This is a genomic window from Citrobacter sp. TBCP-5362 (genome assembly GCF_005406305.1).
Lineage (GTDB): Bacteria > Pseudomonadota > Gammaproteobacteria > Enterobacterales > Enterobacteriaceae > Citrobacter_B > Citrobacter_B koseri.
This window is the reverse complement of sequence record NZ_CP040234.1, coordinates 2274840-2298173: the sequence shown is the minus strand read 5'-3', so window position 1 is coordinate 2298173 and position 23334 is coordinate 2274840. Positions and strand designations below refer to the sequence as shown.

The following is a 23334-nucleotide window of genomic DNA, read 5'->3' as shown; positions in this document are numbered from 1 at the left end:
GGACAACAACGTGGCAAAAACTCTCTTACGTAGCGGCAATCTGGACGACTATCAGGCCGTGGGCGGCGGCGGTCAGGCCGTATTTGATTCCGCATTGCAAATTCGTGAAACGCTTCGTCTGCGTAAACAGCAGGCAATGGTGGATTGTCTGGCGATCCCGCAAATTAATGACAGCGGCGATCGCGTCGACTGGTATTCCCCGGTCGAGGGAAAAGCCATCGCATGGAAGGCCGCAGAGGAAGAGGCGCGATTTCGGGCGCTGCGCTACCTGAGCAGCACGCTGGAAAACGCGGCGGCGCTGAGCCGCAAAAGTCTGCAATCCGGGAAAACTTCGTTGCAGCTGTTCGGTTCCCTGCTGGAAAAAGCGGTTCAGTTCCCTGGGGAAAACCACGTTTTTCTGGTTGATGGCAAACCGGTCATCACCTTCTGGGGGTTTGTGAATCTTAATGAAAACACCCGTGAGGACGTACTTGACTGCCTGCGCGCCATTGATGTTCCGCCCGTCCTGCCGCCTGCCGCTGAACCCGAGCAGGAGGTGGAAGATGAGCCGTTGCCAGAGGTGACGTTTGCCCGTTCCGATGAGCCATTACTGACGCCGGTGATGATTGAACGCCCCCAGGAACCCGAACCTGAACCGGTCGCCCCTGTTGTTGTCAGCGAACCGCAGGCGCCTTCGCCATCTCCGACCGCTCCCGTGAAGCCCTCTTCACGTCTGCCGCTATGGAGCCTGCCGGTTGCCGCCGTGATTGTCGCTGCCGTTGCGGCGCCGCTGTTGTGGAAACCGTCTGCCCCCGTCGCCGAAGCCACGACGGTCAGTACGCCGGTTGTCGCCGCGAAAGTAGACAGTAAACCGTTGCCGAAGATGATTGCCCAACTGCCGCTGCATCAGGCGGAAGTGATTCCGCCGGTGAAAAAAGCGAAGCCCGCAGATGAACCGGTGGTGATCGCCGCCATCCCCAAAGATGCGCTGGTGATGGATGCCGGTCAGATGAAAGCGGGAGTCACGCGCTTTTTGAATGGAAACTGGCGCGTACTGATTGACGTTAAAGATCCGGTCAGCGGAAAAGCGCCTTCGCTGCGTTACCAGATCCAGAACAACAAAGGCACCGCCCGGGTGGTACACGGCGACAACATCGTCTGCCGGGCGGACATTTTCTCCGGCCTGCATCAGACCGGAGAGCTGATGATCAAGAGCCGTGGTCACGCACGTTGCACCGATGGTTCGCGCTACCCGATGCCGGAAATCACCTGTAAAGCCAGCACGAATGACGTTGCGGCTTGCTCAGCGCGTTATGACGCCCATGCGGAAGTCCCGTTGACGATCAAAAAGATAGGTGCCTGATTTTATGTTGGTGAATCTGTGTGATTACAAACAGAGCGTAACGCTCATCGCAAACAGCGGCGTACAATTCCTCGACTTCGGCCTGACGCCGCAGGAGTCTGCCCATCTTGGTCGTTTCGTGCGTAAAACGGCGAACGGCCCCCTGCTCCGGCTCGACTTTGATCTGACCAACGGGCGCTATACGGTACCGGGGCGCACGGGGGGGCAACCTGAAGTGGTCAAACCGGAAAGCACCCAGATGTTGCACTATTCGCTGGATGTGCTGGATGGCGTCTGGTTGCCGCTCCCTTTCCTGCGCTTTAACCCTCCCCGTACGTTTGTGGAAGGCCCCGACAACTGGGCGCGCGTACAGGTGCGTAAGCTGCCTGAACCCGACAGTGCGGGTCATACGCACCGCATTACCGTGGCGCTGGACAGCCAGTTAAGCGAGAACGCGCCGGCGGCGCTGGCGCCTAACGAAAACGACCTGCTCAATGGCACGCGGTTCGCGCTGGCCTGGCGCGATGATGAAATTGCCGATTTTCTTGACCAGACGTGGATTGACGGCTGGCTGCGCGAATCCTTCCTTCACCACGTCACCCAGGAGGAGAACCGCTCTGAGCAGGAGATTCAGCAGGCGCTGCGTAACTTTGAGTACCAGGCGCACTGGTTGAATCTGATGACGTTACTGGGGGAACAGCTTTCCGTACCAGAAGTGAAGCTGGTCACCCACACGCTCAGCACGCCTGCGATTCCGGTAGATCTGATTCTGGACGTCGGTAATACCCATACCTGCGGCGTGTTGATTGAAGATCACGGCGACGCCAATGACGGTTTACGCCAGACGGCGGAATTACAGGTACGCTCCTTAAGTGAGCCGCAATGTCTTAACGATCCGCTGTTCACCAGCCGACTGGAGTTCTCCGAAGCGCGTTTCGGCAAACAGCATTTTTCGGTTGAAAGCGGCCGTGACGACGCCTTTATCTGGCCATCGATTGTGCGCGTGGGCGACGAAGCCCGTAAACTGGCTATGCAGCGTCTGGGAACGGAAGGCAGCAGCGGGATCTCCAGCCCGCGTCGTTATTTGTGGGACGAAACCCCGGTTTTACAGGACTGGCGCTTCAGCCAGATGAACAGCAAAACGCAGCGAGAACCGCTCGCCACCGCCTTCCCGCTGATGAATCTGATGAATGACGACGGACAACCGTTATTCAGCCTGCCGCCCGATGACCGGTTGCCGGTCTTTTCGCCGCAGTACAGCCGCAGCACGCTGATGACGCACATGCTGTGCGAAATTCTGTCGCAGGCGCTGGGGCAAATGAACAGCGTGGCGACGCGGTTACGCCTCGGTTTTCCGGCGTCGCCGCGTCAGTTGCGCACGCTGATTCTGACCCTGCCATCGGCAATGCCGAAACAGGAACGCGAAATTTTCCGCCAGCGTATGTTCGAAGCCATCGCACTGGTATGGAAAGCGATGGGCTGGCATCCGCAGGATGAGGATTTTTCCTCCCGTAAACAGCAGGAAAAGAGCGTTGTTCCGGTGCCGGACATTCAGATGGAATGGGACGAAGCCAGCTGCGGACAGCTGGTATGGCTGTATAACGAAGCGATTTCCCATTACGCCGGGCGCACGGAGACGTTCTTCAACGCCCTGGCTCGCCCGGACCGTTTGCCGGAACCGGGCGAAACCAAAGGTCGGGCGCTACGCGTGGCGTCTATCGACATTGGCGGCGGCACGACGGATATGGCGGTCGTCCACTACCAGCTTGATGACGGCGTCGGCGCGAACGTCAAGATCACCCCGCACTTACTGTTCCGTGAAGGGTTTAAAGTTGCGGGCGATGACATGCTGCTGGACGTCATCCAGAAATGCATATTGCCTGCGCTGCAAACCCGCTTACAGCAGGCCGGCGTGACGGATGCCGCCGCCCTGCTGGCAACGCTGTTTGGAGATTCAGGCCGCATTGATACGCAGGCGATTTTGCGTCAACAAACGGCGTTACAGCTGTTTATGCCGCTGGGGCACGCCGTACTGGCCGCCTGGGAACAGAGCGATGTTAACGATTCGCTGGCGGGTCTACACGCGACCTTCGGCGAATTGCTGACTCAACGCCCTACGCGCAACGTGATGAATTACATCCAGCAGGCGATCGACCATGCGCTGCCTTCAGGCTCGCCGACGTTCGATCTGCTGAGCGTACCGTTGCAGGTGCAGTTCAGCCACTTACAGGAAGCACTACTGGCCGGTCAGTTTACCCTGACCTCGCCGCTGCATGCCGTTTGCGAAGCGATTTCTCATTACCGCTGCGACATTCTGCTGGTGACGGGCAGACCAACCTGCCTGCCCGGCGTGCAGGCGCTGATCCGCCATTTACAGCCGGTTCCCGTTAACCGCATCGTCTGGATGGACAAGTATCGCGTCCATGAATGGTATCCCTTCAGCCAACAGGGGCGGATTGGCAACCCGAAATCAACCGCCGCCGTGGGGGCGATGCTGTGCAGCCTGGCGCTGGATTTACGGCTGCCGCGCTTTAACTTTAAAGCCGCCGATATCGGCGCCTATTCCACCGTACGCTATCTCGGCGTTCTGGATAACACGGTCAATACCTTGCGCGATGAAAACGTCTGGTATCAGGAGATCGATCTCGATAAACCCGGCGCGAAGCTGGATACTCGTCTGCACTTCCCGCTTCGCGGCAATGTGACGCTCGGTTTCCGCCAACTGGCGAACAGCCGCTGGCCCGCGACCCCACTCTATACCCTGAGCATTAACTCAGCAGAGCTGGCGAAAACCATCGCCGGCGATGGCGTTCTTAATGTCCGGCTGCAACTGCGCGGCGGGAACAAAGAGACGGGGCCGGAATCGTTTGTGCTGAGTGACGCCTGGCTACAGGATGGAACGCCCGTCGCCGCGAATGCCCTGACCTTAAAACTGAATACCCTGGCCGACCGTCGTCATAGCGGCAGCCACTACTGGATCGACAGCGGGAGCGTGTACCTGAAATGAGCAAGACGTTGAACACCACACAGGCCGCCATTGAGTGGGTTAACCATACACGTCAGCACGCAGTACGCCTGGATGATGAAGCGGACGCCCTGCTGGCGCAGCTCACACTCGCCGCCGCCGGTGAATCGGCGCTGAATGCCGCGCAACAGGCAAGAGGCAGCATCGGTCTGTATGGCCATTCACAATCCTCAAAAGCGCATCTGCTTGGCGCGCTGTGCGGTAACGGCGAGGGAAAACTGAACATCGCCACGCCGGATCGCTGCTTTGACTATTTTACCCATATCAACCCAGGCCATGCGCCAGCCAATATGGCGATCCGTTTTACGCAGGATGAAAGCGCGGCGGTTGATAGCGAATGGCCGCTACGTCTGCGGCTCATCAGTGAAGCTGAACTGGTACAACTGTTTATCACCTGGGCCAGCGCCTCGCCCGATAACCGGCAGGTCGAAAAATCCATTATTGAGACGCGGTTAGAAAAGTGGCAGGCGCTGCGTCAGCGTCAGCCGGTTCAGGGCGTGACCGCAGAGGACGTCGCCGCCATTGCCCGTTTCTGGCGCACCTGCGTTCCTGTCGGGCAACAGCAAATCGACGATGCGCTCTGGCATCAGTTCGCCTCCCTGCTGCCCTCGGTGGATCTGACGACCCGCGCCAGCGCCTGGGCATTACTCTGGGGCGAACAGCCTGAGTTAACGCAACAGTGGCTAACGCTGGCGCGTACGCTGCAACAGACCGGCCATGCGCAGGAGTTAGCGGCGCCGTTGAGTCTGCTGGTCGATCATTTCGGCCTTCCGGCAGAAAGTTTTCTGACCCAGGGCGCGTTATCCGGCAACGACGCGCAGAGCGACGTCGTTGTACATCCTGTTGAGCACCATCAGTTACTCAATGCGGTGAGCCTCTCTCTGGATTCACTGGCTTTGCTGACGCGTGAACTGGTGCTTAGCGTTGAAAACACGGCGCTGGATAATGTCGATCTGCTGGATATTCCGCTGGCGCCGGATGCGCACCCGCATCCACTCTGGCGGGCAAAACTCGGCTGGATGCTGGAACATTATCGCCAACATTTGCAGCCCGATGTGCTGGTCATTTGCAATGCCACCTCCGCCCGATCGCAGACGCCCGCTGCCGCCCGCACGCTGCTGGGCTGGGTGAACGATACACAACCGCTGCGCGACGCCGCGCTACCGGGCGTGGTCTGGGCCATTACGCCGCAGGATGCGCGTTTCACAACGCAGCAGAATCTTGATGAAGCCGTGCAGCAGTTAATGGGGAAACCCGGCCTTCACTGGGGCACGCTTCAGGCGCTGGATAAACACAGCTTGCAGCGTCTGGTGGAATGGCTGTCACAGGCGACGTCGCCGTTACAGCGCCAGGCGCGGCTGGCCTCCCTGTGTGAGCAGCATCAACAACGGCTTCATGACCTGCTGTTGAGCCATATCACCCCAAAAGACAGCGGCAGTATGGCGACGGAATCCGTTATTCGCCAGCTTCAGGGGCAAGCCGCCCGGCATGGCGAGTTGCTCGACGGGCTTCTGCCGCCGATACACCATTTTGAGTCGCTTTTGCGTATCCAGCAGCCGCGCGAGGAGCAGGTCAGCGGCCTGTTTAATGAAGAGATCGATCTGTTTGCGGATGAGCCAGACGCTCCCCGCCCGGCAGAAAACAAAGAGACAGGGTATCTGGCCCACAAAATGTGGATTAACCATGTGCGCCAGTGGAGCCGAAATGAGAGCAACGCCCGTCGTTTAGGTCTGGAGTCGCATACGCTCAGGCTGGTCGTGGATATTCTGATTACCGCCAGCTATCGGCTTAACGTGCCTCAGCAGTTACAGCAGATTATGCAGCGTGAAGAGGTTTGCGGCGCGCAGCTGCATGCAGGGATCGGTAACTTTATCGCCTGGCTTGGCTACGAAAATGTGGCGGAGGACGCCCGACCCGCCAGCCGGTTCCAGAAAGGATCGGCGATCTTCAGCGCGCCTCGCCTGCAACCAATGGCCCGGCTCACCCAACTGGATGAACAGCCGGTACATGCCGCCAGTCGCTATGTGTATGACTGGCTGGTCGCGCTCTATACCCGGGCAAATGAAAATAAGGGGTATCAGCATCCGCAGGATGTGTCCGACGCCGACAAAAAACGGCTGATGGCGCTGCTCAATGCCTGATGGCGCTATGCAACATCGTAAGCCGGATAAGGCGCTCGCGCCGCCATCCGGCCATCTTCATCTCATCAAAACAACGAAAATAACAATGCGACGGGCAGACTCATCGGCCAGGTTGCGCCCACGAGAATGGCGCTCAGAAAGCGGATACGTTTTTTATCGTGGGAAAGAAACCAGGTAATCAGGCAGGCAATCGCCGCCATCACTGCGTAAAAAACCAACATTTTTTGGTAGAGCGACATTTCGGGCATCCGAACCAGAGGGGAAAAACGCGCGCAATATGCTCTTTTTTTTGACGTACATCAAGTTTTATCCGTACTATTCAGCAAAACGCTGAAATAGCGGCACCATTCACCATGTTCATATTTTGTCTTATTGCGGATTGCCTGAACCCGTACTATACACAAAGGGGTCATAACGAAAGGTGGCAAAAATGAATGTTTCCAGTAAAACCGTGGTGCTGATAAATGTCTTTGCTGCTATTGGACTTTTTGGCCTTATCTCATTGAGATTCGGCTGGTTTGCCTGATGTACTGAGTGCTTGCTGCGCATACTGGCAGAGAGCGTTCCTTCTCTCTGCCATCGATTTACGATCTTCCCATGCCGCGCCGGAACGGTAAATTATCCTTAATGTTTAACCATTATGTGGCGGATAACCGTATAGTCTTCCAGCCCATAAAGTGACATATCCTTGCCGTAGCCCGAGCGTTTTTGCCCACCGTGCGGCATCTCGCTCACCAGCATGAAATGCGTATTAACCCAGGTGCAGCCATATTGCAATCGTGCGCTCAGGCGGTGCGCCCGACCCACATCTTTCGTCCAGACGGATGATGCCAGCCCGTACTGAGTATCATTTGCCCACGCCAGCACCTGCTCTTCATCATCAAACACCGTCATGCTGACAACCGGGCCGAACACTTCTCGCTGCACGATGGCGTCCTCCTGTTTTGCGCCAGCCAGCAGCGTTGGCGCAAAATAGTATCCTGCGCCGTCCAGTTTCTGGCCGCCGGTCACCACGTTGATATGTCCGAGCGCTTTCGCCTCTTCCACCGCTTTTGTCACTCGCTCAAGGTGCGCCTGCGAGCTGAGCGGCCCAAGCTCAGTCGATTCGTCGTTTGGCGAACCGGTTTTCAGGCTGGCGACCGCCGCGCCGAGTTTCTCAACCAGCGCGTCATAGATCCCTTTTTGCGCATAGATACGACAGGCCGCCGTACAATCCTGCCCGGCATTGTAGAAACCGAACGTTCGCACACCTTCGACAACGGCATCCAGATCGGCATCATCAAAGACAATCACCGGAGCCTTACCGCCTAATTCCATGTGCGTGCGCTTAATGGAGGGCGCGGTATGTTGAATAATGTGCTCGCCCGTCGCAATCGAGCCGGTCAGGGAGACCATCCGTACTTTTTCATGCCCGGTGAGCGGATCGCCGACCGTCTTGCCCCGCCCGAACAGCACGTTAAGCACGCCTGGCGGGAAAATATCCTTCGCAAACTCCGCCAGCTTCAATGCCGTCAGCGGCGTGATTTCAGACGGTTTTATCACCACGCAGTTACCCGCTGCCAGCGCTGGCGCCAGTTTCCAGGCCGCCATCATCAGCGGATAGTTCCACGGCGCGATCGAGGCGACGACCCCAACCGGATCGCGGCGGATCATCGAGGTATGCCCTTCCAGATACTCCCCCGCCGCCAGGCCGTTCAGACAGCGTGCGGCGCCGGCAAAGAAGCGAAATACATCGACAATCGCCGGGATCTCATCATTGAGCGCGCAATGCAGCGGCTTCCCGCAGTTTTGCGACTCCAGTTCGGCGAATGTCTGCGCATTTTCCTCAATCACGTCCGCCAGCGTTAGCAGCAGCTCCGCTCTGGCTTTTGGCGTGGTTTGCCCCCATTCCGCGAACGCCCGGTCTGCGGCGCGAACGGCGGCGTCTACCTGTGCGGGCGACGCCTCTGCAATCTCCAGAATCACCTCGCCCGTCGCCGGGTTGTAGACGGGCTGTTTTTCACCTTCACCGCTGACCAGCTCGCCGTTAATCAGTAATTGATGTGGCATACATCTTACTCCTGTCGCAAAATATTGAGCGGCAGCCTTGCCGTAAATATATGTCCTTTCCTAAAAATAGTCGGCGCGTCTGCCGCGCACCTGTTGGGATAAGGAAATTTAATCAGGTTGTGAGCTGACACGCATTACGCTGCTCCACGCGGCGCGCATGTTCCATCTTTCGGAGTATAGACAAGGAGTTAGGCTGAGGATGGAAAAGACGGGGGGTATTGATATTTCCTATGGCGAGTCAGCGATAAATAACGTTCTGCCCTGATAATCGATACGCTTTCTCTATTTTGGCTAAAACCAAAAGATGGCAACGCGTATTTTATTTCAGCATATCGCGAATAAGTTTCCCCAGTTGAGATACCGCCTGCTCCTCTCTTTCTCCCCACCCCCATGCGGTATTAAACCGGAAAAAATGCGACCAGGTATCAGAGGTCGAAAACATTTTACCAGGGGCGATACTGATCTGATGCGCCAGAGCCTGCGCACTGAGTTCCCCGGCATCAAGAGATTCGGGCAGTTCCAGCCAGAGAAAATAGCCGCTGTCATTGTGGTGAATCTTCACCTCAGCGGGCAGATGGCGCAGCAGCGTTTGCCAGGCCTGCTGTTTTCGCTCCGCCAACTGGCGGCGCAGACGACGCAAATGCGCGTCATAGCGGCGTGTCGAAAGGTAATCGACCAGAGCAAGCTGCATTGGTGAACTGGTGGATAGCGTACTCATCAGCTGTAGCCGCTGAATTTGTCTGGCGTACTTTCCCGCTGCAACCCAACCGATACGAAAACCGGGAACCAGACATTTCGAGAATGACGAACAATGCAATATTTTGTCGTGGCGATCCCAGGCTTTGGCAGGCAGCGGTTTGTCGCGGCCAAAATAGAGCTCGCTGTACACGTCATCTTCAATCAGCACGATGTTGTACTGATCCAGTAACGCGACCAGCCGCGCTTTTTTCTCCGGGCTAAGGGTGAAGCCGAGCGGGTTTTGGCTATTGGTCATCAGCCAGCACGCCTTCACCGGATACTCCTGTAATGCCTGTTCCAGCGCCGCTAAATCGATCCCCTCTTTTACATCCGTGGCGACAGAAAGCGCTTTCAGGCGGAGTCGCTCCAGCGCCTGTAACGCGCCATAAAAGCAGGGATTCTCCACAATAACCCAGTCGCCCGGTTCGGTAACCGCCTGAAGGCTGAGGTTCAGGGCTTCCAGCGCCCCGGCGGTAATGACGATTTCATCAGGAGAGACGGTAATTCCCTGCTGCGCATAGCGTCGGGCGATGGCATGGCGCAGCTCGCTGTTCCCCGGCGGCAGGTTCTCAATCACGCTCATGGCCGTGGCGGTTTTACTGACCTGCGCCAGGGAACGGTTAAGCTGCTGCAACGGAAACAGACGCGGGTCTGGAAAGGCTGAGGCGAACGGCATCACCGACGCATCCCGGCTGGCCTGCAACATTTCGAAAATATAGGTATTAATATCAACGGATTCATCGCGCATTACCTGCACGGGCGGCATCGCAGGCTGGCGCACCGGGCGCGCCGCCACGTAATAACCCGACTGCGGACGCGCAATAATGCGCCCCTGGCTTTCCAGCAACTGATACGCGTGTCCTACGGTCATAAAACTCATGCCGCTGCTGACCACCTGCTCACGCAAGGAGGGTAATCGATCGCCAGGCTGCCACACGCCGGAGGCGATTTGATCGCAAATTTGTTCCGCCAGTCGCTGATATTTCTTCATCGTTTTTTTATTTCACATAATATGTAAGCCTGCTGGAACAACCGGAAAAGCTAAAGCATAGTCAGCGATAACTCTTTACCCAATGCTCTGGCCGCATTCTGTACAGCATCGATTTTCGTTGCGTGTTTCAAGTCGAATAGTCGGGTAATTTCCTGCTTGGGTCTGCCAATGCGCCTCGCCAGCTCCTGCTGCGTGATTTTTGATTCAAGGAACGCATTCAACAAAAGGACTTTAGACGCAATGCTTAGAGGAATCTCCACATAATCATCAGCTTCATCAACCATTGAAGGTAAAGGAATTGGCTGGTTATCTTCAAAATAAAATTCAAAGGCGGTGACTAATGCGCCCTGCGCGGCTTCGAGAGACTCATGGCGGGTGTCACCTTGTGTTAACGCCTCTGGAATGTCCGGGAACGACACAACGTAACCCCCTTCTTCTGCGGGAATGAGATTGACGGGATAACGCATAGTTTCTGGTAACGCTCTCATGTGATCAACCTTATATATCTGATGATTAATTCAAACCAAGCTGCTTTAGTATTGCTTTACGCAGGGTGTCTTTAATTTCATCACCAGGATGTCTGGGCATGACGCTTCGTTTGTCGTGATATCTCAACTTCAAATGATTCGTTCCATTTGTTACATCGACTCCCTGAGATTCAAGCCAGCGTCTGAACTCGCTCTGCTTCACCGCGCCTCCCTGCCATGTATTATAACCATAAGGTAAACATTTTTGTTTACCTTTTCTCTTTTTTTGAATGTTATACACCCCGAAATGGCTTTTGGCTGATTAACACTCAAAAACCGGAAAGCCGGTTCCAGTTTTGCGGGAAGGTTAACTATGGTGAGGGGTTTTGAGGTACATCAGGCGTGGCCGGGTGACGCTCAGCGTTCCCGGCCAGCCGCTGACTTAGCTTTTACGTTTTGGCAGCGTTTTCATCAGATCTTCCGGGCTTACGGAGGCGACAATGCTACCGGGCAAGGGCATTTTCAGAATATGATTTTTGATCTTGCCGATAACGTGCATTTCGCACGGACGGCAATCAAACTTCAGCGTCAATACTTCGTCGCCGTGTACCAGTTGCATCGGCGTTGCTTTCCAGCTTTTGATATTCCCTTTCGCCTGTTTCGGGCACAGGTTAAAGGCAAAGCGCAAACAATGTTTGGTGATCATCACCGGTACATCGCCCTTCTCCTGGTGCGCCTCATACGCCGCGTCGATCAGTTGGACGCCGTAGCGATGATAAAACGCGCGCGCTTTGTGATTGTAGACGTTAGCCAGGAAGCTCAAATGCGTTTCCGGGTAGACCGGGGCTGGTTGCGCCACCGGCTTACGGCTGCCGCGTTGATAGTTTGCCAGACGCGCCGCATCCAGCATTTCTGCCGCTTCGCGACGGAACTGGTTGAGTAAACTGTTCGGCACGAACAGTGCGCCGGGGAGATTCACCTCGACATTACGCGCGTAGTACATCGTCTGTCCCAGCTTCGCCACGCCTTCTTTCAGGTTGTTCAACGCTTTTTCGGCGTTGTTCGCCTCGTCAAACTGACCCTCCAGCGTATGGGTGACGCTCACGCCCTCTTCGCTGGTCAGCGTCAGAATTAGCTGTTCCTGCCAGCCGCCTAACGCGATATCCACCGCCACCCGGCGTTCGCTGGAGGTTTTGGTTAACGCCTGCTGCCAGTTGTGGTCGAGATTACGGTTCAGCGGATGATGCGGGCGCACTTTATGCAGGTCGGACGGCATTTCATTTGGCCAGACGCGATAACGGTTCTGCCCCGTCTTCTCCACCGTATTGGCGCGAAACCCCACCACTTCACGTTTGATCAGCACATTCAGGCCATCGCCGTTGGATAACGGTTCCGTCACCTCAACGTCCAGGTGATCTTTTGCCACTTTGACGACTTCGCCTACCGGCAAACCGATAAATTTTGGCGAATCGAACGCGCCGATATCCCCTTTACGGGCGTTAACAAAATAGTCGGTACTGCCGCGATGGAAGGTTTTATCCGTAGAAGGAATAAAAAAGTGCTCAGTACGACCGGCGGAAGCCCGCGCCAGGTCGCCACGCTCCTCGATAATCGCATCCAGCATCTGGCGATAGTGCGCCGTGATGTTCTTCACATAGCTCATGTCTTTGTAGCGTCCTTCAATTTTGAAGGAACGCACGCCGGCATCGATCAACGCGCCCAGATTGGCCGTCTGGTCATTATCTTTCATCGACAACAGGTGTTTTTCGTACGAGACCACCCGCCCCTGATCGTCTTTTAAGGTGTACGGCAGGCGACAGGCCTGGGAACAGTCGCCACGGTTAGCGCTGCGACCGGTCTGCGCATGAGAGATATAGCACTGCCCGGAATAAGCCACGCACAGCGCGCCGTGGATGAAAAACTCAATAGTGGCGTCGGTGGCCTGATGAATCGACTGGATCTGGCTCAGACTCAGTTCGCGCGCCAGCACAATCTGGGTGAAACCGACGTCGGCAAGGAATTTCGCCTTTTCAACGCTGCGGATATCACACTGCGTACTGGCATGCAGTTCAATGGGAGGGATGTCCAGTTCCAGGATGCCCATATCCTGCACAATCAGCGCATCGACGCCGGTCTGGTACAGATCGGTAATCAGCCGTTGCGCGGGCTCAAGCTCATCATCATGCAGAATGGTGTTTAACGTCACAAAGATCTTCGCGCCATAGCGATGCGCAAAAGGCACCAGTTCCGCGATATCTTTCAGGCTGTTACTGGCATTATGCCGCGCGCCGAAGCCCGGCCCGCCGATGTAAACAGCATCGGCGCCATGTAAGATCGCTTCACGAGCAATGACGGTATCGCGTGCCGGACTTAACAGTTCAAGGTGATGAGGTTGCTGGCGCATACGGTTAATATCATCCAATAACAGCAAAATGGCGGCTATTGTAGTCAGAAGCGCGACGTTTCGGAATACTTTTCCCGTCTAACTATGTGGGTAATGGATCAAGGAGTGAAAGTGAACCGTCTGGTCGCTGCTATTACGATACGCATGGGCGGCATCGCCCGCAAAACGCACGCCTTCGCCGGATTTGAGCGTGCGCCATTCCCCGGCAATACACATATCCAGCGTTCCCTGAATCACCACCACATGTTCGATGACGCCTGTCTCATGCGGCGTCGATTCGCTAAGCGCGCCCGGGGCCATCAATATTGAAAAATGGTCAAAACGGAGCTGCGGGTCCCACGGAAACAGCGGCGTGATCACCATTGCCTGTTGCTGCGGGTCGAAGGTCGGGAGATCCTCCGCTTCCGGCGGGGAGATAAACGTTGAAAACGGGACATTCAAACCGGTGGCAATCTTCCATAATGTGGATACCGTCGGGCTGGATTCGTTGCGCTCTATCTGGCCGAGCATTGCTTTTGAAACCCCTGTCGCTTCCGCCAGACGCGACAGACTCCATTCTCGCTGTTGGCGCAGCGCCTTCAGCGTCGTCGCCAGATAATGGGTCAGGTTGTCCATTTTTCTCCTCCGGTAAAGCCGCAGTCTATCACTTGTGCGCTATAGCGCACAATGCTACAGTTTGTGACCGTTATAACGCACAAGGGGCAATCATGCGGTCATTTTCACTTCCTCTGCCAACCGTGTTGTCTGGTTTCGTTGCGGTCCTGGTCGGCTATGCAAGCTCAGCGGCAATCATCTGGCAAGCCGCGATTGCCGCCGGCGCATCAACCGGACAAATTGCCGGATGGATGACGGCGCTTGGCATCGCGATGGGCGTCAGTACGCTGGCGTTAACCCTATGGTATCGTGCTCCGGTACTGACGGCATGGTCAACGCCCGGCGCCGCGTTACTGGTTACCGGCTTGCAGGGGCTCACGCTTGCGGAGGCCATCGGCGTATTTATTGTCGCAAATGCGTTAATCGTTCTGTGCGGCGTAACCGGGTTGTTTGCCCGCTTAATGCAGGTGATTCCGCATTCTCTTGCCGCCGCGATGCTGGCCGGTATTTTATTGCGTTTTGGTTTGCAGGCGTTCGGTCATCTGGATGGCGAGCTGTTTCTGTGCGGCAGTATGCTGCTGGCGTGGTTAGCGCTGAAAGTGCTGGCGCCGCGCTATGCTGTTATCGCCGCAATGGTTGTCGGTATTCTGGTTGCGGGCAAGAAAGGTGACATTGTCACGCATGGCATAACCCTCTCCCCGGTGTTACCGGTGTTTATCGCGCCCCATTTTTCGCTTGCTCATAGCCTCGGCGTCGCCATTCCACTGTTTCTGGTGACAATGGCGTCACAAAACGCGCCCGGTATCGCCACGATGAAAGCCTCCGGTTACTCCCTTCCGGTTTCGCCGCTGATCGTATTTACAGGGCTGCTGGCGCTGGTTTTATCTCCCTTTGGCGTCTACTCCATATGCATTGCCGCTATTACCGCCGCCATTTGCCAGAGTCCCGAAGCGCACCCGGACGCCGGGCGTCGCTGGCTGGCTGCGGCTGTCGCAGGTGGGTTCTATCTGCTGGCGGGATTGTTTGGCGGTTCCGTTACCGCTCTGATGGCCGCCCTGCCCGTAAGCTGGATTCAGATGCTGGCCGGGCTGGCGCTGCTGGGAACAATCAGCGGTAGTCTGTACCAGGCATTGCTTAATGAAACGGAGCGTGATGCCGCTATCGTGACCTTTCTCGTCACCGCAAGCGGGCTGACGCTGCTGGGCATTGGCTCTGCGTTTTGGGGACTGGTAGTCGGAGGCGTCTGCTACGGGGTGCTATCGTTTGCTCGCCGCGCGTAACTGCGACGGCGTCTTACCGGTCACCTGCTTAAAGCGATTGCTGAAATGGCTCGCCGAACTGAATCCGCAGGCCATCGCGATCTCTGACAGCGAACGGGTTGAATGACAGACCCATTGCTGCGCCAGCGCCATACGCCGCTGCATCACGTACTGGTGTGGCGCCATGTTCATCGACTGGCGAAACATTCTGGCGAAATGAAATTCGCTCAATGCCGCCTCGCGCGCCAGATCGCTTAGCGTCAGCGGCTCAGCAAGATGCGCTTCAATGTACGCCAGCACATTGCGCAGCGTGGCGGGCGCCAATCCGCCAGTAACCGTCGGGAGACGCCACTGCACGTTACTGTAATGCTGCACCAGATGCGTCAACAGCAGTGACGAGGCGGCGCTGAGCGTCATATGATTCGCCGGTTGCTGCCAGTCATTTCCCAGCAGGAACTGGCGATAAACCGCCGTTATTCCCGGATCGTTACCAAAGGTGCGCTCATCCAGGGTAAAGCTGTACGGGCTTTTATCCCAGACCTTTTCCCCAACATCCCGCAGATGGGCATCTGTACAGTAGAGATGGACAAACGACAGGTCGTCGCGAATATCCCAGACGGACTCACTCTCTTTTGGCATCAGACAGAAGCGATCCGGCCCCCCGCCATTCTTCCAGCCGCCCGGCGTTTTGTGGTAGCTCTCGTAGCCGTCAGCGACATACAGGCTGAGAGTATGGTGATCGCAATATTGCGTAATGTTGTCACGTTTATTTGACCATGCCGCCAGCTGGACACCCGAATGCAACGCAACCGAGTCATGCAGCACGGCATTATGTTTGCGTAAATTTTCAAAGGCATCATAAGACTGAGACATACCATCACATCACAAAGCAGTAATAAGTAGAATCTCAGTCTATAACAGCCACGACCCGTTTCCAGCCCTCACCGCTCAGACAGCGGCAAAAAAGCGCAAGATTTTGCAAGTCATCCGCAAACCGGTGCAAGCGCGCGCATTTTTTACATGTCACATTCCTTCTTCGGATAATAAAGATAAAGAAGAGAGTGTTATGAACGCATTATTATACTGTCTGGTGGTTGTCATTTGGGGAACCACCTGGATTGCGATTTATCTGCAACAAGGCCCGGTATCGGCGCCCGTGTCCATTTTCTGGCGGTTTGCCGTCGCCAGCGCGTTAATGATGCTCATCCTGCTGGCGAGCGGGAAATTACGTAAATTATCCGGGCGCGACCACCTGTTTTGCCTGTTACAGGGCGGATGCGTCTTCTGCTTTAATTTCTGGTGTTTTTATAGCGCCGCCGCCTGGATCAACACGGGGCTGGAGTCCGTCATTTTCTCAATGGCCGTACTGTTCAATGCGGTTAACAGCTTTGTGTTCTTCGGACATAAACCGCCGCTACGCTTTTATTACGCTGCCGGTCTGGGATTAACGGGCATTATCACGTTGTTCTGGCAGGATCTGGCCAACAGCGGCTGGAACCACTCGCTGTTACTGGGGATTGGTCTGAGCGCACTGGGAACGTTTGGCTTCTCTTTGGGCAATATGATCAGCATGCGCCATCAGAGAAAAGGTCTGGAAGTCATGACCACCAACAGCTGGGCGATGCTGTACGGCACGCTGCTGATCGCCGCCATTGCCTGTATACGCGGCGATAACTTCACGCCGCAATGGACGTTGAGCTACCTCGGCGCCCTGCTGTATCTGGCAATATTCGGTTCTGTTATCGCGTTTGGCGCGTATTTTACTCTGGTGGGACGCATCGGCCCTGGCAACGCGGCCTACAGTACGCTGCTGTTTCCTCTGGTGGCGCTGACACTATCCACACTCTACGAAGGTTACGTCTGGCAAATGAATGCCGTTGTTGGATTAGTGCTGATTCTGGTTGGCAATCTGGTGATGTTCACGCGTCCAGAGGCGTTAATGAGTAAATTAATTTACCGTCGCCGGGCGGCATAAAAAAATGCGCCATCCGAAGATGGCGCGTGAACTTATTTTTTACCGACATCAAACATGGTGGCATCAGTCGCCATGTCATCAATCACTTCTTTCAACGTTTCAAACGCCATCGGCGTATTTTCGTTGCTCAGGTCTTTACCCTCGCCCTGACGAACCACTTTCACCACCGGTTTATTGGTGGCGGCATCAATCAGCTCGCCTTCAAAGTAAAGATGCGTATCCATTGTGCGATGGCCTGTCGCCATCTGCGTACCCGCAACCACCAGGGCGACCGGCACCACTTCATAGAATTGCAGCCCCTCTTTGCTGGTATCAACGCCGGTTATCGCGCCGCGGAAAATCAGGCTACGCGGCCCCGGGGTCGTCACCAGAGGTTTACGTTTCTCAATGGCCGTTTTCAGTTGGGTATCGGTATAGCTTCGTAATTTATCCAGAACCTGCTGCCCGACCTGCGTCGTGGGTTTTGGCACCGGATAGTAGGTTATCGGGTTCCAGACGATGCTGTCATATTTAGATTCATCAAAGCTGGAGTCAACCCAACGGAGCACCGGTTTTCCCGTTGCGGAGGTTGTTTCTTTCAGCCCTGAATAATCTTTTAAGAACCCAGAATATTTATCCGGCTGAGTGATTTTTGACGCACAGCCAGATAAAGCCAATAAGCCAGAAAGCACTGCAACTTTAAATAAAGTATGAGTACGCATGGAAACTATCCCTTTTGTTTTTGCAGATATGCAATTGGAATAGTAGCAAAAGGAAACTAATCTGGATGGACTATAAATGGTATCGCCAGCACAAATTCAACATGGCGAGTTGCAGGCCGTATCAGGCCTGCAACGCTATCGTAAAATTGCGTTATGCGCTTTTACGCGCCAGCAGCGTCGCAAAACGCAGTTTGATGCGGTTGCCGTTGGCGTCCGTGCGGTGAAGTTCACCCACATCCTCGTTGTATTTCAGCAATTCCCAGCCTTCGTAGTAACGGCGCAGTTCCCCTTTTTTAAACGCAAACGGGAAACCCACGGTGCAAGGGAAATCTTCCGTATCCATTGCCGCCACAATCAGGTTATGCCCGCCCGGTTTGGTGCAGCGCTGCATATTGGCAATCAGCCCCGGAATGGTTTTCGCTTCCAGGAACATCATCACTACCGTTGAGAGAATAAAATCGTAGTCGCCTTCGAAGCTTAACGCGTTAAGGTCAACCACCTTTGCTTGCAGGTTTTCCAGCCCTTCCGCCGCTTTGATGCGCTCAACGTTGGCGATGCTCATCGGATTCTTATCCCAGGCGGTAACGTCATAGCCGTTCGCCGCCAGATAGAGGCTATTACGGCCATTTCCGCAGCCCAGATCCAACGTTTTACCCGGCGCGACCACCTTTGCCGCCTCAACGACGTCGGAGTGCGTGCGGGTTAAATCGTATTTTTCAGTAAAGTAATTTTCGTCACGAAGGGTCATTAGTTATCCTCAGATTTCAGTAATGCGGCGCGTTCTGTGCGCACGAGAAGTTTCCCCTGCATCAGCAGCGCAAACGTGCGTACGAGCAATAACGCTATGATAAAATTGGTAAAAATAAACAACGGAATCGCCAGCGTATGAAAAAATCCCGACGCGCTGGCGTGCCCTAAATGCAGCCCTGTCGTCGCCAGCGCTGAAACGCCGAACGAGAAGCTCCAGAAAGAGGCATTAAACGGCTGTGACAGATACCACGGCATCAGGCGCAGCATGAAAAGCAGTTGCAGCAAGCCATAGCCAAACAGCATTTTTGCCAGCGTATCGCCTTCTCCGCCGTTGACGCTCAGCCAGGCGCTACAGGCTACTAACGCCGGAGCCAATTGAATGCCCAGCGATGTGCGCAGCACCGCCGGTAATTCACCGGAACTGCGCAAACGTTGCAAAATAACGGGTTCCAGACTCAGCCACGAGAATACGCCAGCCCCTAAAAAGACCAGCCCGGCGTCGTTGTAACCCAACGCGCCGCAGGCCATCGCGCTAATAAAGTTGTTCGCTACCGTCGGCAGATACAGCCCCGGCGTTGTCGCCTCTTCAGGATGCGAACCGCGCCAGAGTCCCGCCGTTTGCCATGCGGCATAAGCCAGTTGCACCACGACGCCAATGCTGAACAATCCCACGGCTAACCCACGACACCAGGGGACAAAACCAATCGCCACCAGCATCGTGGTCGCAGGAAAAAGGCTGACAAAACTGCTCTTTACCGGATGCCGTACCTCCGCCAGTACGCTCTGTGGAAAACGCAGCAGACGGTTAAGAAAGGCAAGCGTCAGCAAGCTCCAGATGATCATTGCCAGGATCACCAGTCCATCGCCAATCCAGTGACTGACGGGCCAGATATGGCTGGCATAGCGCCACGCAAAGCCCATGCCAATGGTGCCCAGTACCATCCCAAAATAGCCAGCCGGAAGATTAAGCACCCGGTCGCTCTGCTTGTTCTTACTCATTTTGTTTAATTTATAAAGTATATTTTAAATGCATTTTATGGAATTTCGCCCTGTTTAGCCAGTGCTGAAAAATTTGCTACGGTTATCTTAAGCGAGCAAAGGGAAATTCCCCATGAGCAAATATCACCTGAGTGAAGAATCGCGTGCCTTTAGTTATCAGGATAACGGCCACAAGAAAAGCGTCCTGCTACGCCAGATCATTGCCCTTACCGACTTTAACGACGTCAAAGCCGGAACCGCTGGCGGCTGGATCGACGACGAAAGCGTGCTGGCGCAAGAAGGACACTGCTGGATTTACGACGAGAATGCCCTCGCATTCGCCGGGGCGATGATTTCAGGCAACGCCCGCATCACCCAGGCCTGCATCATCAGAGATCGCGCGCAAATCGGTGATAACGTCTGGATTGATCTGGCCGAGATTAGTCACGGCGCCCGGATAAGCAACAACGTCACCGTGCAGAATTCGGTCGTTCGCGGTGAATGTCATCTGTCTGGCGACGCTCGTATTCTGCACCATTCGGAGATTATCGCCGCAAAAGGCCTAACTCAGGAAAGCGACCTGACGCTGCAAATCTACGATCGCGCCACCGTCAGCAGCTCGCGCATTGTGCATCAGGCGCAAATCTACGGCGATGCGATAGTCACCCAGGCGTTTATTGAACACCGCGCGGAAGTGTTTGATTTCGCGATCGTCGAAGGAAATGAAGAGAATAACGTCTGGCTTTGCGACTGTGCCAAAGTGTACGGTCACGCCCGCGTTATTGCGGGAACGGAGGAAGATGCCATCCCTACGTTGCGTTACAGTGCTCAGGTGGCGGAGCACGCGACGGTTGAAGGTAACTGCGTATTGAAACATCACGTTCTGGTCGGTGGTCATGCCGAACTACGCGGCGGCCCTGTCCTGCTTGACGATCATATCCTGATCGAAGGCCATGCCCGCATTCTGGGGGACGTGCTGATTGAGCATCATGTGGAAATCACCGATCGGGCGACGATCGAAACCTTTGATGGCGACAGCATCCACTTGCGTGGCCCAAAAGTGGTTAACGGTGAACAGCATATTACACGAACACCGTTGGCAGGGTTACTCTGAGGCGTTCTCGATAATGCGGGCGTACAGGTTGACGTCGTGATACTCCCCGTTGAGAAACTCCGCTTGTTTCAGGCATCCTTCCAGTTCAAAACCATTGCGGCGCGCCACCTGGTTGCTCGCCTGGTTCGCAACCCGACATTTAATCACAAAGCGTCGAAGCTCGCCGCGCCCGGCATAATGGCCGATAAACGCCTGAAGCGCGCGCGACATAATACCCTGCCGCTGGTGAGATTCATCCAGCCAGTAACCGATATAGGCGGTTTTATTCAACGGCTCTATCAGATTAAACGAGATGACGCCCACCACCTCCTCTTCCTGAAAGATAAGGAACATTTTGGCGTAGCCGCGCTGGTGCAACATCATATTACCCTGCACATTTTTGCGCGTATCGTCTTCGCTGGCGACAAACTGCGGCCAGTTTAGCGATGCCTGTAGCCAGTCTTTGTTTTTAAGCACCAGTTGATGTAACGGCGTAACATGGCACTCTTCCACCGCTCGCAGTTCCAGTGTTTCGCTGATCGTGATGACTTCAGCCATTTCTCCATCCTTTACGGTGACAACAGCAGGATTTATTAGCTTATCACAGACTTGCCCGCATACCTGAAAACAGGAAGGGCTTCCTTGTCTGTCAGGAAGCCCTTTTGAGCAGGACAAAGACTGCGCAGTGCCTACAACGAATCAGCTCTCATTCAAACTTTCTTTCTGCAATATTCTGAGCAGATCCTCCTTCAGATGGAGTTTCTCTTTCTTCAGACGAACGATATCCAAACTGTATCCCCTGCCGTCAGAACCTTCCAGCCGGGCAATCTCATGATCAAGGGTGTTGTGTTTTTCGAACAAGGAAAGAAAGCGAGGATTCTCGGTTTTCAGTCGTGAAATCAGATCTCTGTATTCTGGAAACATACGCACTCCCTGTTAGTGGCTGTAAAACGTGTACTGAAGTACACACCGTCAGCTTACGCATTTGACATAAGGAATAATGCGAACGGGATCGAGTTTAAATAATGAGCAGAAAATGCGCCGGGAATCGTCGGGAGAAAAGAGCCGCCAGCAGTGTGGCGGCTCGGGGCAGCAGAGCGGATTAACGCATCACGCGGTCATCAACATAGCGACGCTTATCCGGCGCCGGCGGGAAATACTGATACAGCCAGGTTTCGCTAATGGCGTCCCCCTGGCAGCGCAGGAACATACGCATATCCACCGGGTCGGTCGAATCTGACGTCGGATACCAGTCAAACTGGATGCGATAACCATCGAACGGTTCGACGTAGAGGATCTCAATCTGTTTCGCTTCGCCGTTAGACAGCGTAATGACAGGCTCGATCCCCTTCGGCGCAGCGGCTTTCAGGTCGCCGCCGACAAAATCAATGGCAAAGCGGCGCGCCCATTTTTCCGGGTAGTGTTCACCCGGCGCCCACCCTTCGGGGAAACCGCCCATACCGGTACGGGTCGCCATCACGCGCGCCAACGGCGAGCGAACCGGCGGTTGCGCGCTCCAGTAAAGACGGTATTTGAATGCCAGATCATCGCCCGCTTTGATCGCTTTTTCCGGCTGCCAGAAGCACACCACGTTATCGAGCGTTTCACCGGTCGTCGGGATTTCCATCAGGCCAATAGACCCTTTCCCCCATTTGTTACGCGGCTCCACCCACAGGCTTGGGCGTTTGTTATACCAGCCCATGATGTCCTGATAGTGGGAAAAGTCACGGTCAAGTTGCAGCAGGCCGAACCCTTTCGGGTTATTGTCGAGATAGGCGTTGAACTGCAATTTCTGCGGATTATTCAGCGGACGGCAGATCCATTCGCCATTGCCCAGCCACATGGCCAGGCGGTCAGAGTCGTGAATTTGCGGATGAATGGTGTCGCACATCCGGCGTTCATTGTTGCCGCAGCTGAACATGCTGGTCATTGGCGCGATACCCAGCTGCTTGATGTCTTTACGCGCATAGATGTGGTTTTCCACATCCATGATCACCTGACTCTCTTCGCAGTGGATCACAAATTTATAGGCGCCAGTGACGCTTGGGCTATCCAGCAGCGCGTACACGGTAAACGTGGTGTCGCCCGGTTTCGCCGTCTCAAACCAGAATGCGGTGAAGTCCGGGAACTCTTCTTTGCTGTCGGTATAGGTGTCTATCGCCAGGCCTCGCGCGGACAGCCCGTACTGATAAGTGTCATCCACCGCGCGGAAGTAGCTTGCCCCCAGGAAGGAGACGATGTCGCGACGCGCCAGTTCAGGCGCTTTAAAGGCGCGAAAGCCCGCGAAGCCAAGGTCGGTTTGCCCTTCCAGTTGACGGGTATCGACACCGGCATCGTTGTATTTGAACAGTTCCGGGCGGAAATGAATTTCGCGCGCCTGATGCGTGCTGGCATCAAGCGAGAACATACGCACGCGACGACGAAAGCCCATTCCTACGTGGAAAAATTGCACATCCAGCTTGCGGCCTTCGATGTTGTTCCACAGAGAGTGCGCCGCATCGTACTGAATGCTGTTGTAGGCCTGCGGCGTCAGATTCGCCAGCGTATTGGGTAACGCCCGGGGTTCACCGCCCCACGGCTTTTGCGCTAAATCGTTCGCCATTGATTGCAGAACGGAAAAGTCAAAACGGACGGTTTGACCATCTGCAATATCAGACTCTGCCGCAAAAGCGGCGCGGGAAAAGAGTGAAGCAATACCGCTCGTACCGCACACGGCGGCCATTGCCATTGAACCTTTAATAAATCGTCTACGATCCATACCTGAAAGTGAGTCCTTCTGGTCGTGTGAATGGTCCCGCGCTGGTCTCTATCAGCGGCAAGAAGTGCAACGTTTCTGACCGCTCACTCT

21 protein-coding genes are annotated in these 23334 nt (G+C 55.2%); 7 read left to right on the top strand and 14 right to left on the bottom strand.

Annotated features, from left to right (window positions below; all coding sequences use genetic code 11):
* The first annotated feature begins 10 nt into the window (after positions 1-10).
* From FD428_RS10955 to FD428_RS10945, 3 genes are read left to right on the top strand one after another with little or no spacing between them, the layout of a single operon-like run.
* Positions 11-1342, top strand: coding sequence for an SrfA family protein (locus FD428_RS10955; RefSeq protein ID WP_114847894.1), 1332 nt, complete (start codon positions 11-13; stop codon positions 1340-1342).
* A 4-nt stretch (positions 1343-1346) separates the two neighbouring features.
* Positions 1347-4328, top strand: a complete 2982-nt coding sequence (locus FD428_RS10950) for a virulence factor SrfB (protein ID WP_114847930.1) — start codon at positions 1347-1349, stop codon at positions 4326-4328.
* Positions 4325-6487 (top strand): virulence factor SrfC family protein, encoded by a 2163-nt coding sequence (locus FD428_RS10945; protein ID WP_114847893.1) that lies wholly within the window; start codon positions 4325-4327, stop codon positions 6485-6487. Before FD428_RS10950 ends, FD428_RS10945 begins: the two co-directional genes overlap by 4 nt.
* 65 nt (positions 6488-6552) lie before the next feature.
* Here the strand turns inward: FD428_RS10945 and FD428_RS10940 are convergent, their stop codons facing one another.
* On the bottom strand, positions 6553-6726 hold the full coding sequence (locus FD428_RS10940) for a GhoT/OrtT family toxin (protein WP_049008504.1): 174 nt from the start codon (positions 6724-6726) through the stop codon (positions 6553-6555).
* A 191-nt stretch (positions 6727-6917) separates the two neighbouring features.
* Between FD428_RS10940 and yncL the strand changes: the two genes are divergently transcribed.
* Complete coding sequence (gene yncL, locus FD428_RS10935) at positions 6918-7013, top strand: stress response membrane protein YncL (RefSeq protein ID WP_071818853.1); 96 nt, start codon at positions 6918-6920, stop codon at positions 7011-7013.
* 98 nt (positions 7014-7111) lie between these two features.
* Here the strand turns inward: yncL and patD are convergent, their stop codons facing one another.
* The 6 genes from patD to FD428_RS10905 form a co-directional block, all read right to left on the bottom strand.
* Positions 7112-8536: an aminobutyraldehyde dehydrogenase gene (gene patD, locus FD428_RS10930; protein ID WP_012132353.1), complete on the bottom strand. Its 1425-nt coding sequence runs from the start codon at positions 8534-8536 to the stop codon at positions 7112-7114.
* Positions 8537-8855: 319 nt separating this feature from the next.
* The gene (locus FD428_RS10925) at positions 8856-10265 is read right to left on the bottom strand and encodes a PLP-dependent aminotransferase family protein (protein WP_114847892.1); all 1410 of its coding nucleotides are present in this window, start codon (positions 10263-10265) and stop codon (positions 8856-8858) included.
* 50 nt (positions 10266-10315) lie between these two features.
* Positions 10316-10732, bottom strand: a complete 417-nt coding sequence (locus FD428_RS10920) for a type II toxin-antitoxin system HicB family antitoxin (RefSeq protein ID WP_123907537.1) — start codon at positions 10730-10732, stop codon at positions 10316-10318.
* A gap of 46 nt (positions 10733-10778) precedes the next feature.
* On the bottom strand, positions 10779-10955 hold the full coding sequence (locus FD428_RS10915; protein ID WP_071818852.1) for a type II toxin-antitoxin system HicA family toxin: 177 nt from the start codon (positions 10953-10955) through the stop codon (positions 10779-10781).
* 219 nt (positions 10956-11174) lie between these two features.
* Complete coding sequence (locus tag FD428_RS10910; protein WP_114847929.1) at positions 11175-13136, bottom strand: U32 family peptidase; 1962 nt, start codon at positions 13134-13136, stop codon at positions 11175-11177.
* Positions 13137-13214: 78 nt separating this feature from the next.
* Positions 13215-13751, bottom strand: coding sequence for a helix-turn-helix domain-containing protein (locus FD428_RS10905; RefSeq protein ID WP_104868641.1), 537 nt, complete (start codon positions 13749-13751; stop codon positions 13215-13217).
* Positions 13752-13843: 92 nt separating this feature from the next.
* Between FD428_RS10905 and FD428_RS10900 the strand changes: the two genes are divergently transcribed.
* The gene (locus FD428_RS10900; protein ID WP_104868640.1) at positions 13844-15010 is read left to right on the top strand and encodes a benzoate/H(+) symporter BenE family transporter; all 1167 of its coding nucleotides are present in this window, start codon (positions 13844-13846) and stop codon (positions 15008-15010) included.
* Here the strand turns inward: FD428_RS10900 and FD428_RS10895 are convergent.
* Entirely contained in the window at positions 14987-15862 is an 876-nt protein-coding gene (locus tag FD428_RS10895) for an AraC family transcriptional regulator (protein WP_012132344.1), read from the bottom strand. The two genes, FD428_RS10900 and FD428_RS10895, sit on opposite strands and share 24 nt — an antisense overlap.
* Before the next feature lie 193 nt (positions 15863-16055).
* On the opposite strand from FD428_RS10895, the gene FD428_RS10890 reads away from it, so the two are divergent.
* Positions 16056-16964, top strand: a complete 909-nt coding sequence (locus tag FD428_RS10890) for a DMT family transporter (protein ID WP_114847890.1) — start codon at positions 16056-16058, stop codon at positions 16962-16964.
* A gap of 32 nt (positions 16965-16996) precedes the next feature.
* Here FD428_RS10890 and FD428_RS10885 read toward each other — a convergent pair whose 3' ends face one another.
* The 3 genes from FD428_RS10885 to tehA form a co-directional block, all read right to left on the bottom strand.
* Complete coding sequence (locus FD428_RS10885) at positions 16997-17665, bottom strand: DUF3313 domain-containing protein (RefSeq protein WP_047463635.1); 669 nt, start codon at positions 17663-17665, stop codon at positions 16997-16999.
* Between the two features lie 151 nt (positions 17666-17816).
* Positions 17817-18413, bottom strand: a complete 597-nt coding sequence (gene tehB, locus FD428_RS10880) for a tellurite resistance methyltransferase TehB (RefSeq protein WP_114847889.1) — start codon at positions 18411-18413, stop codon at positions 17817-17819.
* The gene (tehA, locus tag FD428_RS10875) at positions 18413-19414 is read right to left on the bottom strand and encodes a dicarboxylate transporter/tellurite-resistance protein TehA (protein ID WP_058669188.1); all 1002 of its coding nucleotides are present in this window, start codon (positions 19412-19414) and stop codon (positions 18413-18415) included. Before tehA ends, tehB begins: the two co-directional genes overlap by 1 nt.
* 112 nt (positions 19415-19526) lie before the next feature.
* Between tehA and ydcK the strand changes: the two genes are divergently transcribed.
* The gene (ydcK, locus tag FD428_RS10870; RefSeq protein WP_114847888.1) at positions 19527-20507 is read left to right on the top strand and encodes a YdcK family protein; all 981 of its coding nucleotides are present in this window, start codon (positions 19527-19529) and stop codon (positions 20505-20507) included.
* On the opposite strand, the gene rimL is transcribed toward ydcK, so the two are convergent.
* The 3 genes from rimL to FD428_RS10855 all read right to left on the bottom strand — a co-directional run bounded on the left by rimL (position 20499) and on the right by FD428_RS10855 (position 23244).
* Positions 20499-21044, bottom strand: a complete 546-nt coding sequence (gene rimL, locus FD428_RS10865; RefSeq protein WP_012132338.1) for a 50S ribosomal protein L7/L12-serine acetyltransferase — start codon at positions 21042-21044, stop codon at positions 20499-20501. The genes ydcK and rimL overlap by 9 nt on opposite strands.
* A gap of 141 nt (positions 21045-21185) precedes the next feature.
* Positions 21186-21410, bottom strand: coding sequence for a YdcH family protein (locus FD428_RS10860; protein ID WP_012132337.1), 225 nt, complete (start codon positions 21408-21410; stop codon positions 21186-21188).
* A gap of 178 nt (positions 21411-21588) precedes the next feature.
* Positions 21589-23244, bottom strand: a complete 1656-nt coding sequence (locus tag FD428_RS10855) for a glucan biosynthesis protein D (protein WP_024130319.1) — start codon at positions 23242-23244, stop codon at positions 21589-21591.
* Positions 23245-23334 lie beyond the last annotated feature (90 nt).

What these genes read in the sequence shown, in the direction of transcription:
- FD428_RS10855 (WP_024130319.1), bottom strand. Translation starts at nt 23,244, where the DNA reads ATGGATCGTAGACGATTTATTAAAGGTTCAATGGCAATGGCCGCCGTG.
- FD428_RS10890 (WP_114847890.1), top strand. Translation starts at nt 16,056, where the DNA reads ATGAACGCATTATTATACTGTCTGGTGGTTGTCATTTGGGGAACCACC.
- FD428_RS10895 (WP_012132344.1), bottom strand. Translation starts at nt 15,862, where the DNA reads ATGTCTCAGTCTTATGATGCCTTTGAAAATTTACGCAAACATAATGCC.
- tehA (WP_058669188.1), bottom strand. Translation starts at nt 19,414, where the DNA reads ATGAGTAAGAACAAGCAGAGCGACCGGGTGCTTAATCTTCCGGCTGGC.
- tehB (WP_114847889.1), bottom strand. Translation starts at nt 18,413, where the DNA reads ATGACCCTTCGTGACGAAAATTACTTTACTGAAAAATACGATTTAACC.
- FD428_RS10900 (WP_104868640.1), top strand. Translation starts at nt 13,844, where the DNA reads ATGCGGTCATTTTCACTTCCTCTGCCAACCGTGTTGTCTGGTTTCGTT.
- rimL (WP_012132338.1), bottom strand. Translation starts at nt 21,044, where the DNA reads ATGGCTGAAGTCATCACGATCAGCGAAACACTGGAACTGCGAGCGGTG.
- ydcK (WP_114847888.1), top strand. Translation starts at nt 19,527, where the DNA reads ATGAGCAAATATCACCTGAGTGAAGAATCGCGTGCCTTTAGTTATCAG.
- FD428_RS10910 (WP_114847929.1), bottom strand. Translation starts at nt 13,136, where the DNA reads ATGCGCCAGCAACCTCATCACCTTGAACTGTTAAGTCCGGCACGCGAT.
- FD428_RS10905 (WP_104868641.1), bottom strand. Translation starts at nt 13,751, where the DNA reads ATGGACAACCTGACCCATTATCTGGCGACGACGCTGAAGGCGCTGCGC.
- FD428_RS10885 (WP_047463635.1), bottom strand. Translation starts at nt 17,665, where the DNA reads ATGCGTACTCATACTTTATTTAAAGTTGCAGTGCTTTCTGGCTTATTG.
- FD428_RS10925 (WP_114847892.1), bottom strand. Translation starts at nt 10,265, where the DNA reads ATGAAGAAATATCAGCGACTGGCGGAACAAATTTGCGATCAAATCGCC.
- FD428_RS10945 (WP_114847893.1), top strand. Translation starts at nt 4,325, where the DNA reads ATGAGCAAGACGTTGAACACCACACAGGCCGCCATTGAGTGGGTTAAC.
- FD428_RS10920 (WP_123907537.1), bottom strand. Translation starts at nt 10,732, where the DNA reads ATGCGTTATCCCGTCAATCTCATTCCCGCAGAAGAAGGGGGTTACGTT.
- FD428_RS10940 (WP_049008504.1), bottom strand. Translation starts at nt 6,726, where the DNA reads ATGTCGCTCTACCAAAAAATGTTGGTTTTTTACGCAGTGATGGCGGCG.
- yncL (WP_071818853.1), top strand. Translation starts at nt 6,918, where the DNA reads ATGAATGTTTCCAGTAAAACCGTGGTGCTGATAAATGTCTTTGCTGCT.
- FD428_RS10950 (WP_114847930.1), top strand. Translation starts at nt 1,347, where the DNA reads ATGTTGGTGAATCTGTGTGATTACAAACAGAGCGTAACGCTCATCGCA.
- patD (WP_012132353.1), bottom strand. Translation starts at nt 8,536, where the DNA reads ATGCCACATCAATTACTGATTAACGGCGAGCTGGTCAGCGGTGAAGGT.
- FD428_RS10860 (WP_012132337.1), bottom strand. Translation starts at nt 21,410, where the DNA reads ATGTTTCCAGAATACAGAGATCTGATTTCACGACTGAAAACCGAGAAT.